Annotated in this window: 7 protein-coding genes; 4 read left to right on the top strand and 3 right to left on the bottom strand. The window is 59.5% G+C overall.

The annotated features are described in order from the left end of the window. Positions 1–14: 14 nt before the first annotated feature. Genes BMW87_RS32635 through BMW87_RS32625 form a run of 3 tightly spaced genes read left to right on the top strand, consistent with a single transcriptional unit; the run spans position 15 to position 4865 of the window. Positions 15–662, top strand: a complete 648-nt coding sequence (locus tag BMW87_RS32635) for a DNA methyltransferase family protein (RefSeq protein ID WP_093082324.1) — start codon at positions 15–17, stop codon at positions 660–662. Then, on the top strand, positions 659–2311 hold the full coding sequence (locus BMW87_RS32630) for an Eco57I restriction-modification methylase domain-containing protein (protein ID WP_093082321.1): 1653 nt from the start codon (positions 659–661) through the stop codon (positions 2309–2311). The genes BMW87_RS32635 and BMW87_RS32630 overlap by 4 nt, the downstream gene beginning before the upstream one ends. Then, entirely contained in the window at positions 2265–4865 is a 2601-nt protein-coding gene (locus tag BMW87_RS32625) for a DEAD/DEAH box helicase family protein (RefSeq protein ID WP_256217009.1), read from the top strand. The genes BMW87_RS32630 and BMW87_RS32625 overlap by 47 nt, the downstream gene beginning before the upstream one ends. 352 nt (positions 4866–5217) lie before the next feature. On the opposite strand, the gene BMW87_RS32620 is transcribed toward BMW87_RS32625, so the two are convergent. From BMW87_RS32620 to BMW87_RS32610, 3 genes are read right to left on the bottom strand one after another with little or no spacing between them, the layout of a single operon-like run. After that, positions 5218–7788: a phospholipase D-like domain-containing protein gene (locus BMW87_RS32620; RefSeq protein WP_093082316.1), complete on the bottom strand. Its 2571-nt coding sequence runs from the start codon at positions 7786–7788 to the stop codon at positions 5218–5220. Then, positions 7781–9430, bottom strand: coding sequence for a hypothetical protein (locus BMW87_RS32615; protein WP_093082314.1), 1650 nt, complete (start codon positions 9428–9430; stop codon positions 7781–7783). Before BMW87_RS32615 ends, BMW87_RS32620 begins: the two co-directional genes overlap by 8 nt. A gap of 38 nt (positions 9431–9468) precedes the next feature. Continuing rightward, entirely contained in the window at positions 9469–14763 is a 5295-nt protein-coding gene (locus BMW87_RS32610; RefSeq protein WP_256217008.1) for a RecQ family ATP-dependent DNA helicase, read from the bottom strand. Between the two features lie 50 nt (positions 14764–14813). Between BMW87_RS32610 and BMW87_RS32605 the strand changes: the two genes are divergently transcribed. Beyond that, positions 14814–16091: a hypothetical protein gene (locus tag BMW87_RS32605; protein WP_143062650.1), complete on the top strand. Its 1278-nt coding sequence runs from the start codon at positions 14814–14816 to the stop codon at positions 16089–16091. The last annotated feature ends 15 nt before the right edge of the window (positions 16092–16106 follow it).

Raw genomic sequence — 16106 nt, 5'->3', positions numbered from 1 at the left:
CTAGCACTGAAACAATGAGCCTCGTCAAATCTAAACAACGTGTTGCTGACCATGGCGAAGTCTTTACGCCTCCATGGATGGTTGACGCCATGCTCGACCTCGTGAGCGAAGAAACCGAAAGGATCGACGCTCGCTTCTTGGAGCCCGCGTGCGGCAGTGGCAACTTCATCCGTCATATCTTGCGACGCAAGCTAGCGGCCGTGGAGTGGAAATATGGCCGGTCTGAATTCGAGCGGCGCCACTACGCGCTGCTCGGGCTGATGTGCATCTACGGGATCGAGCTACTGGCCGACAATGTAGCGGAGTGCCGAGCGAATGCCCTGGACATCTTTGCCGATTACACGAATGTAGGTGAATCAGATGACCTGTATCACGCGGCTTCGTATGTGCTGACTGCAAACATCCTTCATGGCGATGCGCTGACCATGCGGTCGCGCTATGGCCAGCCCATCGCTTTTGCTGAATGGGGTTACTTGGGCAAGGGGAAATACCAACGGCGCGACTTCCGTCTGGATGTCCTCACCGGGTCGTCTAATTTCACAGCCGAAGGCTCGCTGTTTGGCAAGCATGAGATCTTCACGCCCATCAAGACCTACCCGCCCATGACGGTGCGGGAACTTGCGGCTGACGGCAGCGGCAGACAACCACCGGAGGCCGCTTGAGCGAGCAAGCTAGTTTCACCATTCGTGGGCGCAATCCTGATGTCCTGACCTGTATTGCCAACTTGTCGAACGATGAAGTCTTTACTCCGCCGGGACTTGCCAACCGGATGCTCGACACACTGGCCCAAGCGTGGGCAAATGACCATGGCGGAGCCAACATATGGAAAGATGGTTCTGTCAGGTTTCTCGACCCATTCACAAAGTCGGGCGTATTTCTTCGCGAAATCACCAATCGCCTCGTCCAAGGCCTGGCTGAAGAAATCCCAGACCTGCAAGAGCGCGTCGACCACGTCCTGACAGAACAAGTATTCGGGATCGGGATCACTCGCCTGACCAGCCTTTTGGCACGCCGCAGTCTGTACTGCTCCAAGCAGGCCAACGGGCCGCATTCGGTAGCCAAGCGGTTTATCACCCAGGCTGGAAACATCTGGTTTGAGCGCACGGAGCACACCTGGGTGCAAGACAAGTGCACGTTTTGCGCTGCCAGTCGGGCAACGCTCGACCGAGGTGCAGGTCTGGAAAGCCACGCCTACGCATTTATTCACACAGACGAGATCAAAACTCGCATAGCAGAGTTGTTTGGAGACGATATGCAGTTCGACGTAATCATCGGCAACCCGCCGTACCAGCTGACAGACGGTGGGTATGGGACAAGCGCGGCGCCCATCTATCAATTGTTCGTGGAACAGGCAAAAAAGCTGGAACCGCGTTATCTCTCCATGATCATTCCTGCCCGCTGGTTTGCAGGAGGTAAGGGACTGGATGAGTTTAGAGAGGCGATGCTTTCGGACGACCGCTTGCGCTCAATTACAGACTACCTTAGCGCTTCCGACGTCTTTCCCGGTGTTGGCCTCAAAGGGGGCGTCTGCTATTTCCTTTGGAATCGAGACCATCGTGGCCTTTGTCAGGTGAGTACGCATTTCAAGGACTGGCCGATATCTACGGCGACTCGCGCGCTAACTGAAAAAGGGGCAGATGTTTTCATTCGATTCAACGAGGGGCTGTCGATTCTCAAAAAGGTGATGAGGTTGGAGAGCGCGGATTTACAAGCGCTGGTACCGGATAGCGGCTTACGATTCGACCAGCTCGTTAGCTCCCTTCGACCGTTCGGCTTTAGAACATTCTTTCGTGGCCGCAACGTTATGCGTGAAGGGGATGTGATGATCTACCAAAATGGGGGGGTAGCCTACGTCGCTCGGGAAGAGGTAGCTACGGGAATCGAACTGATCGATGTGTGGAAAATTTACGTAGGACGAGCAGCACCGGGAACCGGAAACCGCGACACCTACCCGCACCGTATTCTTAGTACGCCGTTTATCGGTGCACCGGGTAGCGTGTGCTCGGAAACGTACCTTTGCATTGGCCCATTTGGCTCGAAGATCGAAGCTGAGAATGCGCTTTCTTATTTGACCTGTCGGCTGACGCGGCTGCTAGTCCTGCTGCATAAGCCATCGCAGGATACTACGCGCAAGGTCTACACCTTTGTCCCAAAACAAGACTGGAGTCGACCTTGGACCGACGCAGATCTTTATGCGAAGTACGGAATCACGGACAGCGAGATCGAATTCATAGAAAAAGTCGTTCGCCCAATGGATCTGACAATTGATCTTCTGGGTGATGCCGCGATTGATGAAGCTGAAGATGACTAAGCCGACAGTCGAGGACATCCTCGTCCTCAAGCCGGTTGCCCGTCCCCGCATCTATGCGTACTCCATTGCAGATGCCGCGCACCAGGGTCTGCTCAAAGTGGGCCAGACTACGCGCAATGTCGCCTTTCGGGTCGCGGAGCAGTTGAAGACAGCGGCTATCAAGAACTACACCATCGTACTGGACGAGCTGGCCGAGCGGGACGATGGTTCGATCTTCTCCGACCACGATGTGCGTGCAGCTCTGGTAAAAAAGGGGCTGGACAATCCTGAACTGGAATGGATGCGGTGCACGGCCGAAAATGTGAAAGCCGTACTCGCCGAGCTGCGCACGGGCCAGCGTTTCAGCGGGATGCGCCATGAGACCTTTGGCATGCGAGCCGAACAGGCCGATGCTGTGAGCAAGTCGTTCGATTATTACCAGTCGATCTGGGCCGAAGATGCCAACGCCGCTCCGCGCTTCTTGTGGAATGCCAAGATGCGGTTTGGCAAGACCTTCACCGCCTACCAACTAGCCAAGAAACTCCAGGCCAAACGGGTGCTAGTACTGACGTTCAAACCGGCGGTTGAAGATGCCTGGCAGACCGACCTAGAGAGTCATGTTGACTTCGATGGCTGGCAGTACCTGTCGCGCTCCTCGGGCAATGACCCTACGCAGATCGACAAGGACAAGCCAGTTGTCTACTTCGGATCATTTCAAGACCTGCTCGGCCGAGATGCCATTGGTAACATCAAGCCCCGAAACGCCTGGCTGCACACGGTGAACTGGGATTTGGTGGTGTTCGACGAATATCACTTTGGCGCTTGGCGCGACACCGCTAAGGAGCTGTTCGAGGGCGAAGATGATACGGTAGCCAAACAAGAGACCAAGCTCGAATACGCCGGCGAATTGGACGGAGTCAACGAAGACTTGGTCGTGCTGGCCGTCAAGGAGACCGAGTTTCTGCCCATTACTACTCGGGCCTATCTGTACCTTTCAGGCACCCCGTTTAAGGCTTTGGCGACGGGTGAGTTCATCGAAGAACAGATCTTCAACTGGACCTACACCGATGAGCAGCGGGCCAAGGCTGCGTTCGCGGCTGAGCACCCTGATCAGCGCAATCCCTACGGCGCATTGCCTCAGATGCGGCTGCTGACCTATCAGATGCCCGATGAACTGCTGGCTGTGGCCAGCGGTGGCGAGTTCGATGAGTTTGACCTCAACGCGTTCTTTGAAGCCGCTGGAAATGGCGTCGGCGCGGAGTTCAAGCACAAGAGCGACGTTCAGAAATGGTTAGATATCGTTCGTGGAGGGCACACAGCGCAGTCAGCCGAATTGTTGAAGGCTGGCACACGGCCGCCTTTTCCATATTCGGATGTGCGCCTGTTGCCATATCTGCAACACTCGTTCTGGTTTATGCCCAGTGTGGCCGCCTGCCAAGCGATGGCAAATTTGTTGACTGAGAAGCAGAACACTTTTTGGCACGGCTACAAAGTCATCGTTGCAGCCGGAAGCTCTGCCGGCCTGGGCCTTGCGGCGCTGCCGCCTGTGCGCAAGTCCATTGGCAGTGGCTTTGAGAGCCAGACTATTACCTTGTCGTGCGGCAAGTTGACGACCGGCGTCACGGTGGCGCAGTGGTCGTCGATCCTGATGCTGCGCAATCTGAAGTCGCCGGAAACGTACTTCCAAGCTGCATTTCGTGTGCAGTCGCCGTGGTCAATCAAGAACCCCAACGGCGACAACCCGAATGAGGAGGAAATCCTCAAGCCTGTGTGCTTTGTGTTCGACTTTGCACCTACGCGGGCGCTGCGGCAGCTTTGCGAATACGGCATTGGTCTATCACCTAATGAGCTCGACCCAGAAGTCGCAGTCAAGGACTTGGTGGCCTTCTTGCCCGTGCTTGCCTATGACGGCGCGAATATGACGCAAATCGACGCGGGTGGTATTTTGGACATCGCGATGGCTGGTACTTCGGCAACGCTATTAGCGCGCAAGTGGGAGAGCGCCCTATTGGTGAACGTGGACAACGGCACTCTGCAACGCATTCTGGAAAGCCCTGAGGCCTTGGCTGCAGTAGAGCGGATCGAGGGCTGGCGAGCGCTTGGCGACAACTTCATAGAGACCATCATCAACAAGAGTGAGAAAGTTAAAGACCTCAAGAACAAGGCCAAGGAAAAGAACTTGTCGGCCAAGGAGAAAAAGCAGCTTTCAGACGCTGAGAAGGAATACAAATCCAAGCGTAAGCTGATTCAGGAGAAGCTGATCAAGTTTGCAACACGCATTCCCGCATTCATGTACCTCACAGACTTCCGAGAGAACACGCTGCGGGACGTAATCACCAAGTTGGAATCAGATCTTTTCCTCACAGTTACCGGTCTGACGGTGCAGGATTTTCACTTGCTGGTCCAGCTTAAAGTGTTCAACACCGAGCAAATGAACCAGGCCGTTTTCGCCTTTAGACGATATGAGGATGCATCGCTGCGATACACCGGAATTGAGAGCCATCAAGGTTTGACGCATTACGGGCTCTATGACACTGTTGTAGCTAAGGAAGCAGATCCTGTGTCCCACGGCTGATTCGATGGAATACCCTGCGGAATAGTAGATGGTCCCGATCACGCTCCGCCACACCGTCAATTGCTTAGTATCTTGATGGCCGCCACGGAAGGACATCCCTAGAATTCGAATGGCTGCTTTGAGTGGGCGCAGTGAGAGCGCCGAACCCGCCTCTCCCGCCGTGCCGTTGATAGTGAGGAATCCGGGGGGCTGCGGCCAGAAGTACGCCATCCTGATTACAAAACGCTGAAATCACCTTGAGTTCACCCCAAGAGCGGCGAAATACGCCGTTGAATCTACGCAGATCCATTGCTACCCCTCTGCTGTTGAATTCCGCCGGTCTGTAATCCGATGCATCAGGTTCACATGGAAATCAGCAGGTAGGCCTCGCTGGACACCAAGCGAAGCGTGTAAACCTTCGCTTGGTGTCCAGTTCGCTCAGGCAAATCTCCTCTGCGGTCGCATCAATTACGACGCTGAACTGCGGTGGGTTGGAATGAGGAATATGCATCAGATCGCCAGCCTTGATACCTTCTCGATCCAGGTAGGCCGTCGCGGGGGCCGTGGCGACTTCCAGACCGGTCGTGAGGTGATGCGCGAGCCAGCTTTCTCCATGGGCGCTTTCGTCAGGGGTCGGCATATTGGTCATTCGCACGCTGGATGCAAGTAGCGCTGTGTCCTCGTCCTTCACGACGATCGCCGGGAGCAGCTCGTAAAGATATGCATACGTGGCAACCAAAGAGTCCTTTGTTGCTTTCGGCGTCATAGGCTCGATGCGTTTCAGGAGGCTGTGACCGATGTCCCAGGCGAGCCACGCCAGCAGGGCCCGCATCTGACCGAGTTCCACGACTTCACCGGGCTCGCCGTCCTTGGCGTGGATGTCGCGCGCGATGCCTTGCGCCCGCCCGAAAAGGATCATCATTGATTGCGACAAGAGCTCTTGACGGGTTTCGGCGTCGATGAACCCTCCCATCCGCCGCCATTGGGGCAGGTGCCGAATGCGCCTGAACTCCCTGACCAGTGACAGCACCGCGACGAGCTGGACGACGCCGGTTCGTGTCTTGGCTGCACGCGCGTCAGCGTTGGCCTCGCTTTGCGCCGCTTTGAGCCGTTTGATCATGCGACGGACGACCTGTTTGAGCCGTTTTCTCACAGCGTCGACGGCTTGCTGGTGCAGCGCGGCTGGAGGCTCTGGGCTAGCCTCCTCATTTTCATTTCCTACGAGTTCCTCTTCCGAGACCGATGGGATCCCGGAGGCGGACCCGGCCGATCTCGGCAGTCCCTGCCCGAGTCGGTAGAGGAGGGCATCGAGCACGTCGAGCAGACTTCCCGCTTGCAAAAGGCGCTTCTTCTGGATCTTCCTTCCGCTTGCACCTTCGCCGATGTGGACGGCGAGAGATTCCGGACGTGCAGAAGCAATGTGAGCTTGTCCGTCCGCGCCAGGCCGTGCGGAGGTTGCCGGCGGCGACACCACTTGTTCCGGATCATCGAAGATGGCCGCTTCGATCTGCTGGATGAGCGATTCGATGTTGGCACCGCTGAAGTCCAAACTGGCCAGCGCATCCTGGAGTGCAGCTCTGTGCGAGCGCACCACGCCACCGCCCAGAGCTGCATCGTGGTGGACGATGACGCGAAGGAGCTTGCCACCGAGGCTGCTCAACTCCAGCCATCGCACCTCAGCCGCCCTGTCGCCCAGCTCGACGACCGCGCCCCCATCCTCGGAATGTCGAAGGCCCGCAGGTGCAGTTTGGGAGCCATCGTGCAAGTGCATGACGAACTCCGCGAATCCCACAGCGTCGCGCGCCGGGATCAGGACTGCCGAAGTCCCCGGGGCAAGAGCGACGATCCGCACCGGAGCGGCCGGTGCGTCGGCGTCGTTCTCGTCGTCCTGACGTGAGATCAGTATCGCGCGCAGGTCGGCACTGTCCATTGCGCGGGCTGTAAAGCCCTGAGCAAGATCGTTGGCGAAGCTGGAGCTTGCCACTTCAATGTTCGGCCGGACGAGCATGGCCTCGAAGTTGACGCGCGAGCCTCCCAGCCAGGCCGGCCGGCTCGGGTTCGCGCTGCCCGCAACGAGCATCTGCGAGTCGCCGAAGTCGAGAAGAAGCGCCTTGGCGTGGAGATAGCGCTCCGCCTTCTGCACCCAGAGCTTTCGCGCATCAACGAATTGCGAGCGAAGCCCTGTGGGGCGGCCGCCGAGCTGAACGGTCTTGGGGTCAATGATCACCTTGATCGAGGCGCCCGGCCAACGGGCTTCCAGCGCTTTCAGAAAGGCGTGTTGGGTATCGAAGAATGCGCCGGTAAGCACCACGCGCTTGGGCGCCGCCGATATTGCGCGGTCGAGCTGTTCAAACAACGACGGCCCGCTGTTGGACTGCCCGAGCAGACGGATGTCGGAAAGTTTCGATTGGGCGCCATCGGCCTGCGGAATATGTTCGCCGATCCTGTGCGCGGCCTCTAGTACGGATGGCGCCAGCATCCCCTCCTGAGTTCGAAGCCATTCCTGAATCAGGCTCCAGATGTGACTCAGCACCAGCTTGTGAGCAGGGTCGCTATCCGGACGCACGTCGATGTGCGTCGTGACTTCGTGATTGAAGCCGAAGCCGGAAAGCGTGAGGTTGTGGCTGCCAATGAACAAGACACAACGCTTCTTGCTCGCAAGCAGGCAGATCTTTGGGTGGAACGCTCCCGGCGCGGCCATGGGGATGAGCGCATACGCCGCACCGGCCAGGCGCGGCCTCAAGGACGGCGTGGCCCACGAACGCGCGCACTGGACGGCGTCCATCAGTACAACGTTATGCCGCGATTCAGCTGCCTGCAGGCGTCTAAGCAAAACTTCCTCATAAAACGGGAGCGTTGCATTGAAGGTCGTCACCAGAGACGCCTCGAATTTCGCACCCTTGAGGGCGGCCAGTAGCGAGATGTCGTCGTTGGTCTCAGGCATGGGCGGCTTCGAAGAGTTGAATGCCAAGCGCAGTAGCTCGCAGGTCTCCACTGCCATCAGGTTCACGGGCCAGGGCGCCGAGATCCCACAGCATCTTGATCGCTTGCCGGATACGGGGATTGGTTTTCGCCGGTATGGGCACTTCACCGTGAGGCTCGATTCCCCGCTCGGTAGGGTGGATTCGGAAGGTGGCGGTCGAACTTTGCCGCAGCTTGCGCAGGGCGACGCGAAGATGGGTCTGCAGGATCCAGCCGATCAGGTCCACGACGACGGCCGAAAGCGCCATGTCGTTCCATTTCACGCAGCGCTCCCGAAACGATGTCAAATTGATCGGGGAGTCCTGGAGCTGTGTCAGATCCAGAGCCAGATTGCCATAGGCGGGGGCACCCTGGTCTTCTCGCATCCGAAGAAGCGCCAGCACGGTCACGACGGACGCCAGAAAGGCAGGTTCCAGGTCCAGTCGCTGGCGTTCCCCGGAAACGCGGGCCGCAGCCCAGGCCAGTTCGTGCCCATCGGCCATGAACTCGCCGAGGGCCGGTGCGCCGCTTTCCAAAGACCTGCACAGCGCGCCAAAGGTCTTCGCCTTCAGCTTGTCCAGTGCCTTGACCAGTTCCGGACGGCTCGCCAGAGACTGGCTGAACTCTTCGATGGAGGCCGGCGGAGCGGGTTGCGTCGCCAGCGTAGTGAGCGCGATGGCGAACGCCTTCTGCATCGCGACGGACATCAGGTCATTCCGGACGTAGTAAGCCCAGGCCGACCGGGTGTGGGCCAAGTGGGCCGGCGGGCACCATGCCGTGCCGCCTGCGAGCGTTTCCGTGTAGACAGCTGCGCGGAAGGTGGGTTCGTCGACAGCCGTGAGTTCTGCCGCCTGCAAGGCCCCGGCCAGGTGCAGCAGCAGCGCCAGGCTCTTGCGCCGCTGGATTCCTTCTGCCTCGAACTCTGACTTCCGGTCGAAGAGGATGTCGAGCAGGGCATCACGTTCGCTGTGCCGGCTGGGCAGACAACAAGGGCAGAAGTCTCGAAGCGCATCTAGCGTCTGCGCCGAAACGGTATCCGCATCCACGGCTTGCCAGAACGAACGGCCGTCGACGCTCCTGTCGAACGCCTGTGCGATCGGCTCGCCGCGCTCATGCGTGTAGCTTAGCCAAGGCTTTTCGACTGCGGCCAAGATGTCGAGTTGGGTCAGTGTTCCCGCATAGTACTGGCCGAGTCCGCCAAGCTTGTTGGCGAAGTAGCGCTCGCCCGATTCCTCTCGGGTCGCGTAGGTCGAGAGGCGGACCGACTTTCCTTCGCCGATCAGCCTGACGGCAATGTTGAGCTTTTCTCGCCCCACCATTGCAGGCCCGTGGCGTGCTGCGTCGTCACCCATGACCTGCGCATGACGCTCGGCAATCATTGTGAACAGGCAGTCGGCCTTTCGGTACGCCTCCAGGAACGCGTCGAAGTTCTTGCGGTCGCTGTCACGCTCCGCGTAGGATCGGATCAGCCATGGATAAAAGCTGTAATACCGGGCTCTGTCCGTGACGTTTGTAATGCCGGGGAGCAGTTGCGAGTAGATCAGGATGCAGGGGCCTTGCGTGCCGATGTGGTCTAGGCCGCCGATGGTGTGCGGTGGTAATACCCAGCTGGTTTTGATTGCCATGGATTCTCTGGTTCAATGTCTAAACTGACGGTCTAAATTCAGGGCGCCTCCCGCTCTCGGCCACAGGGCGTCGTCAAGTCGTCAGCAACCGGCGTCGCGAGTGGATCCGTGATCCGGACTTCCGCAAGCGGCGTTTCCCAGTGATCGACCTGCAGCGCCGGCCAGTACTCCACGGGTGTCTGAGACCGGGTTCGCACCATGACTGCAACCACGGATGCGACTCCTTGTTGGAGGGGGGCCGAATCTACGCTTGCGGCCAGCCGACCAACGATCTGTCCAGATACCGAGTGAACGAACCGCCCTTTGATCTCGACGACATCTCCGGGCCGTAAAGCAGCAATTGCGCGATGAACTGGCTTGGCGGACGGAGCCCGTCCTGCAAATCCAATGTCCATGCTGGCGGGGCCGAGCATGACGTGGCGGCGTTCCAGATCAGCCCGATGTTGTGGGCGGGCCCTGGGCAATTGGTTGTGCACGCCGTTGACGGTCCCAAGGTCCACGAGATAGGGGTTGCGTCCACCCTCTGCGTGCATCAGGGTCAACGATTGACGGGCGCGGGTCATGGCCACGTAGAGAAGTCGCCGCTCATCTTCTTCATCCCAACGCCAGTCGGCGCAGTCCATCACGATGATGTGGTCGAACTCCAGGCCCTTGGCGCCATGTGCAGTCATGAGCTTGATGGCGCTTGCGCGGCCATCCCGTCGCATTTCGCCGGCAGCTTCGTAGAACAGGTCGAGCGCTTCGGCTGCTGGAACGATGTCTGCCTGCAGCGTGGCGGCGACGTCATCGACGATATCGAGAAGATCCAGCAACGCCGCGTTTCTGGGCTGGGCGCGTTGCAGATAGCTCAGGGCTCTGCGCAGCGCGCCGAGTCGCACCATGCGCAGCTGTCGCCGCCTCAGTGCCTGGGCCAAGGCCCAGCCTTCGCGCGTGCGCATCAGCGCGATCTGTCCCTTGGCCGCTTCCGGGCCGGTGATCTCGCAGGGCAGGCCTTCGGCATCGCAAATAACCCTCATCTTTTCCAGCGGGGCGTGTGTGCGGCAGAGCACCGCGATCTCCGAGAGCTTGACCATCGGATCGAGGCGCCGTATGCGCTCGATCTCCGCGTGGACCAGTTGGACCTGAAGGTTCGGGTCTGCCGGACTGGTGGTCAACCGTACCGCGCCGCGGCTTTCCTGGTCGATCGCGGCCCAGCGTCCGCCCGGCGGATCGTCCTTGCGCCGGGCGTCGATCCGGATGGGGTGATCGACCTTCATGCGATTGGCGCCGCGCTGGATCACATGGTTGGCGGCCGAGATGATGTTCTGGGTGGAGCGGAAGTTCTCGACCAGGTAGGTGAGCTCCCCTTCATAGTCGGCCCGGAAGCGCCGGATGAACTCGATGTTCGCGCCCTTGAAGGAGTAGATGTTCTGGTCGTCATCACCGACGGCCATGATGCTCAGCTTGGTGTCGGCGTCTGATCGCCGGCGGCCGGCAAGGGCGCTGACCAGCGCGTACTGCTGTTCGTCGATGTCCTGGTACTCGTCGACGAAGATGTATTCGTAGCCCTGGAGCAGGCGATCGCGGACCTCGTCTGCATCGATCAGGGCCGAACTCTTGCCTTCGAGCAGGTCGATGGCGTCCTGGAGCATCTTCTTGAAGTCGACACTGCTTGAGGTGCGCTCCGCCCCGGCGAGGCTGGTTCCGGTCAGGCGCAGCGCCATCGCGTGGTAAGTCATGACCAGCACGCCGCGCGCATCATCTCCGGCGATCGCCATCAGTCGGCGGCGCAGCTGGATGGCCGCCCCCCGGTTGTAGGCCAGTGCGATGATGCGTCCCGAATTCACGCGCAGTACGCGCAGCAGGTAGGCGATCCGGTGGACGATCACCCGTGTCTTGCCGGACCCTGGGCCAGCCAAGACGAGGTGATTGCCTGTCCGGGGCTGCGTGACCAGGGCTTGCTGTACGGGGTGCTGCAGGTCATCAACAATGCGCTGGTAGGACTCGTCGGTGGTCTTTCGCTCCAGGAGGTCCGTTCGTCCGCGGAAGAATTCCTTGATGAACTGCTTGTGGGGCAGTGTGAAGTAGGCTTTGACCAGTGCAAGCGCTTTCGCTGGATCTTCCGCGCCCAGCTTGGCGTACTCGTGCATGACGTGCGTCTGCAGCGTCCGTTCCTTGTAGAACTCTTCCAGGGGTGCAAACGATGCTTGGTTGAACCGCCTGGCGGTGTCCTCGTCCATCTGGATGGTCATGGCGGAGCGGAAGACCGACCTGCCTTTGTCCAGTTCGAGCACACGCGTCTGGTGAAGGTAGAGCAGCGCATTCTCCAGCGCCACGTCGGGCTCGCGTAGCTGGATCTTCAGAACCAAATCGCCACTGAGCGCGTCGATCAGTGCTTGGGCCTTGCACTCCACCAGGCATGCGCCTTTGACGCCGTCCGGCACCTCTGCAAGGAGCCGCGAGAGCGTGACTTGAGCGACGGCACGGCGCAGTTCACAGATCCTGCGAATCTGGGACCAAGGCCGACGCAAGGTGACGCGCAGGGTGTCATCGCCCAGCGACTGCAGCTGGATCATGCTGCGCTTGTCGTTACCAGAGCCGAAGCCGTCGGCCATGGATCGCAAACAGGCCCGGACCTGAGTGGGATCGAGCTGCCCCTTTTCGTCGTCGAGTTTCAGACGATCGCGCAGTTCCGTGCAGACCGCTCGGAGATTCAGGTGTTGTTGCGCCTCGTCTTGATCCGCGTCGGGGGCGTTCTCAGCCATGAGCTCGATGAGCTCCTTCTCCATGGCGCTCAGATATTCGAGGCGGGATGCGGACGCGCCCCTCACGCCACGCATCAGGCGCACCGTCAGTCCGAGGTCATTTACCAGGATGCCCAGCTTGGCCAACTGGTGAACGATGCGGAAACATTCCTCCGGTCGGATGCCCGCGTCGAGCATGAGCTCGTCGGTGCTCAGTCCCTCGGGCGTGTCTGAGCGGAACAGGGCTGTGGCGACAGCGAGGAATTTCTGCTGAACGCTGGCGGAAAAATCCGCCTTGTCGATGCGGTCCTTGGCTTCCTGCAGCGAGGTTACCCGAAGACTGGCAGGGAAGACCTTGGTGGCGTTCTCATTGCGCTTCAAGAAACCATGGCGCTCAAGCCACGACAGTGCCGTGGTGACCTTGGTGGAGGCGTCGGGGGCGTCGATCTCTATGCCGGTTCCGACGCTTTGCGCGAGCAGCTCTTTCGCCGAGATGACGATCTCGTCTTTTCCCAGCTTCTTGGCCTGGACGCGCAAGGCCCGGAGCAGTCCGACAAAATCTCGCTGCGAAAGCTGCGAGGTGGAGGACAGGCGGAACTGAGTCTCCACGTCCTTGGGGTCGAACAGTAGGACACATTTGGCTTCGTCGCCATCGCGCCCGGCACGCCCGGCCTCTTGGAGGTAGTTCTCCAGTGAGCCGGGAATTTCGGCATGGATCACCAGCCGAACGTTGGGCTTGTCCACGCCCATGCCGAACGCATTGGTAGCGGCGATCACCTGCAGCTCGCCGTCCAGGAAACGGCGTTGGGTCTCTTTGCGAAGATCAGCGGTGAGCCCTCCGTGATAGCAGCCGCATGCGATGCCTTGTTGCGCGACGATCTGGGCGATGGTCTCAGCGCTCTTGCGTGTGGCGCAGAAGACCACGGCGGCATCTTCTTGTCGCAGGCCATCGCGCAGCAGCTCCACGATGCGCTGCGGCTTCTCGCCGCCCGAGGTGGTCACGACGGCATAGGACAGGTTCGTGCGCTCGTGGCCGCCGAGGAATGTCTCCAGTTTGATCTGAAGGCTTTCCTGGAAGTGGTCGCACAGGTCGTCGATGACATCCGGCTTGGCGGTGGCGGTAAAGCAGGCGATCGGTGCCTGCCTGGGAAACTGCTCCCGGATGAAGCGCGAGACGTACAGATAGTCCGTGCGGAAGTCGTGCCCCCATTTGGAGAGACAGTGGGCTTCGTCGAAAACCCAGGCCGCGATCTCCCGCATGCGGATGGCATCGACGAAAGTCTTGCTTCTGAACTGCTCGGGTGAGACGAGCACGATGCCGATGTCGCCCAGGCGGATGCGGTCCAGCACATCTCGCCGTTCCAGTGGAGTGAGCATCCCGTTGACGGTTGCCGCGCACTGGACATCGGCTTTCATCAAGTTGTCCACCTGGTCTCGCATCAGCGACTGCAGCGGAGATATGACGACGGTCAGCCGGCCTGAGCGGCGATAGTGGACTAGGGCAGGGAGCTGGTAGCAAATGGATTTGCCGCCGCCGGTGGGCAGCACGGCCAACAGGCTCTGGCGTGCCAGTCCGGCACTGACGATCGCGCGTTGCAGCGATGAGCCATCGGCGGTTGTCGGGTGAGATCGGAAGCTTGGCTTGCCGAACAACGAGGACAGCAGCGCTTCAGGGTTGTGGTTCTGGCGGCAGTATGGGCAATTGGTCTGGCCGCAGTCGATCTCCCGAAGCTCTGCGATCAACTGCCTGACGGCGGGCAGTTCATGGAAGACCCAGTGGGGGAGGATGGAATTTCCTCCCGCTACGCGGATCCACCCCAAGGCAAATGCGATCGACCAAGGGTCGTGGCCGTCGAAGGAAGTCGCGATGTCGGCGACCAGCGCATGCAAACGGGTGGCACAGCAGCGATCCGCAAAACGGCTGGCAACGATCGGCCCGATCGTCTCGCCTGCGGGAGCGGTCTCCTCACGCACCTGAGCCAGCAGCGTCGCCATGCTCTCGTCGTTGCGAAGTAGAAAGTGCAGCAATGCCAGCCACCAAGGCTCCTGCTCGTTCGTCTCCAGCAGCGCTTCGACGGCTTCTTCGAACACGTTGAGCGCGATCCGGGCGTCCTTGGTAGGGTTGTTGCGTTCGTCTGAGAGCAGCTTGTAGCCCTTCACCAGCCGGTGATAGGGGTTGCTAGGGAAGGCGAGGGCGGACAGCTCCAGCGTGTCTAGCACGGGCCAGCGCAGACATTCCAGCTGCGGCAGCTGGGCGCGCATCAGAGGTATGTCGTGGCGCCTGATGTTATGGCCCAGAAGAATCTGGCCGTCTCGGGCAAAGCTGTTGAAGGATGCCGCTACCGAAGCAGCCTTTGCAGGGGAACAGGTGCTGCGGTAGGTATCTGCGCTGTCGGATCGAACGGCGCCGACAGCAAAGATCTGGTCGCCTTTTTCAGGATGGGCTTCAACGTCGACGGAAACAATTCGACCCTCAGCAGCGATGCGCCGAGCACGTGCATGCAAAGAGTCGAGGACAGGCGTTTCCAATGGAGGCCAGCGATCAGCAGCAGGTGAGAGTAAGACGTTGTAACATAAAGTGTTGCTTCCACGTGGCAGGATGTTTGCCACGGTGGCCTATGCTGCTGTCGCAGCACTTCGCCGCTCACCAAGCTCGAAAAATGATCAACGAACTGCCTCACGTTCCCCCATCGGTCTGGTTGCTGCTCGATGCGGTCGGCCCAGCTGCGAAAACGTGGAGCAATGCGCGGAAGCGAGTGAAGGAAATGCTTCCCGACCTTCGTATGCAGTCGGAGGTCTATCAGGCCGAGAGCTTTTCAGAACGCTTTCAGGCCGCACCTACAGAGTTCGATATATATCTCGACGGTCCTCTTGATCTCTTTTCGCCACGTTCCTGTCGGAATCCTGAATGCCGAAGTGCTCAAGCGCAGCGTCTGATGAGAAGCATGGGGCTCCTTGCCGATCGCGTTTGGTTGACTGACCATTTGACTGAGCGGTTTGTGCGATTCGGCCGCGCTACCAATGCGAAGCTCGATGACGCAGTGCTTGATGGGCTGCTTTTGTGGGAGCTGTTCCCCATGATTGCGGCCGGGATCATCAAATTCAGGTCGCCTATCGTCCCGGCATGTCCATCGTGTATCGAGCACTTTGACGATGTCGTGGGAGCTACTGCTGCAACCTTGCTAGATGAGTTCGCAGACCAAGTAGTGGTGAGGCGCCCAGGAGACGGTACTTGCGTTGTCGACACGGGCTCGTTCTATGAGCCGCAAACGAGTATGTTTGCCTTCGAGAAAGACTTTGACTCGTCGCTCAGTCAACGAGACGTGGCAGAACAGCAAATCACTATGGCGGTCCATAGTGCACTATGGACCGCCCGCGACGCGGCCGCCGGTGGGGGCGCTGTCTTCTCGAATTCAAGAATCGGTCTTTTCGGACTACTGCGCCAAGAAGGACGGGTCGTAGTCGGGCATCAACTCCGATTGCTGGACAATGCCCGTGACCTTCAACTCCCATGGGTCAGTGATCTCAATGCCCATCAGATCTTGCAGTTGAGGGAAGAGGCGTCTAAGGCGCTGCCAAGGTTTCGTGAGCTGATTGCCAGTGCGCTCAACGTGAACCCACAAAAGACATCGGTCAGTAGTCCGTCCGAAGTCGTGACTGAATTGAGAGAACAGGCAACGGAGCTCCGGTCTGAACTCGAACTGGTCGAGCGCCACGCGTTGCGCTACTGGAAGAGTGGATACGCGCTGCTCGGGCTTGGTTTGTCTGCCTACGGAGTCGCGACGGATCAGGTCATGCCTGCGGTCGCAGGGTTACTTCCCGTTCTGCAGCTCCTTATGAATCACAAGGCCGGTCACGAAAAAGACGCCGACGCGCTGACCAGACGCCCAGGCTACGTTCTGGTGAAGGCGCAGGACCTGCTTGCTCACGCACATTGACCGATGCTCATGCGC

Source organism: Variovorax sp. OV084 (assembly GCF_900111625.1).
Taxonomy (GTDB): Bacteria; Pseudomonadota; Gammaproteobacteria; order Burkholderiales; family Burkholderiaceae_C; genus Variovorax.
Note: the sequence above shows the minus strand (reverse complement) of the source record. Positions and strands in the feature narration are given on the sequence as shown.

Bases quoted from the DNA above. Each gene is read 5' to 3' on its own strand.
- BMW87_RS32615 (WP_093082314.1), bottom strand. From the start codon at position 9,430: ATGGCAATCAAAACCAGCTGGGTATTACCACCGCACACCATCGGCGGC.
- BMW87_RS32635 (WP_093082324.1), top strand. From the start codon at position 15: ATGAGCCTCGTCAAATCTAAACAACGTGTTGCTGACCATGGCGAAGTC.
- BMW87_RS32605 (WP_143062650.1), top strand. From the start codon at position 14,814: ATGATCAACGAACTGCCTCACGTTCCCCCATCGGTCTGGTTGCTGCTC.
- BMW87_RS32620 (WP_093082316.1), bottom strand. From the start codon at position 7,788: ATGCCTGAGACCAACGACGACATCTCGCTACTGGCCGCCCTCAAGGGT.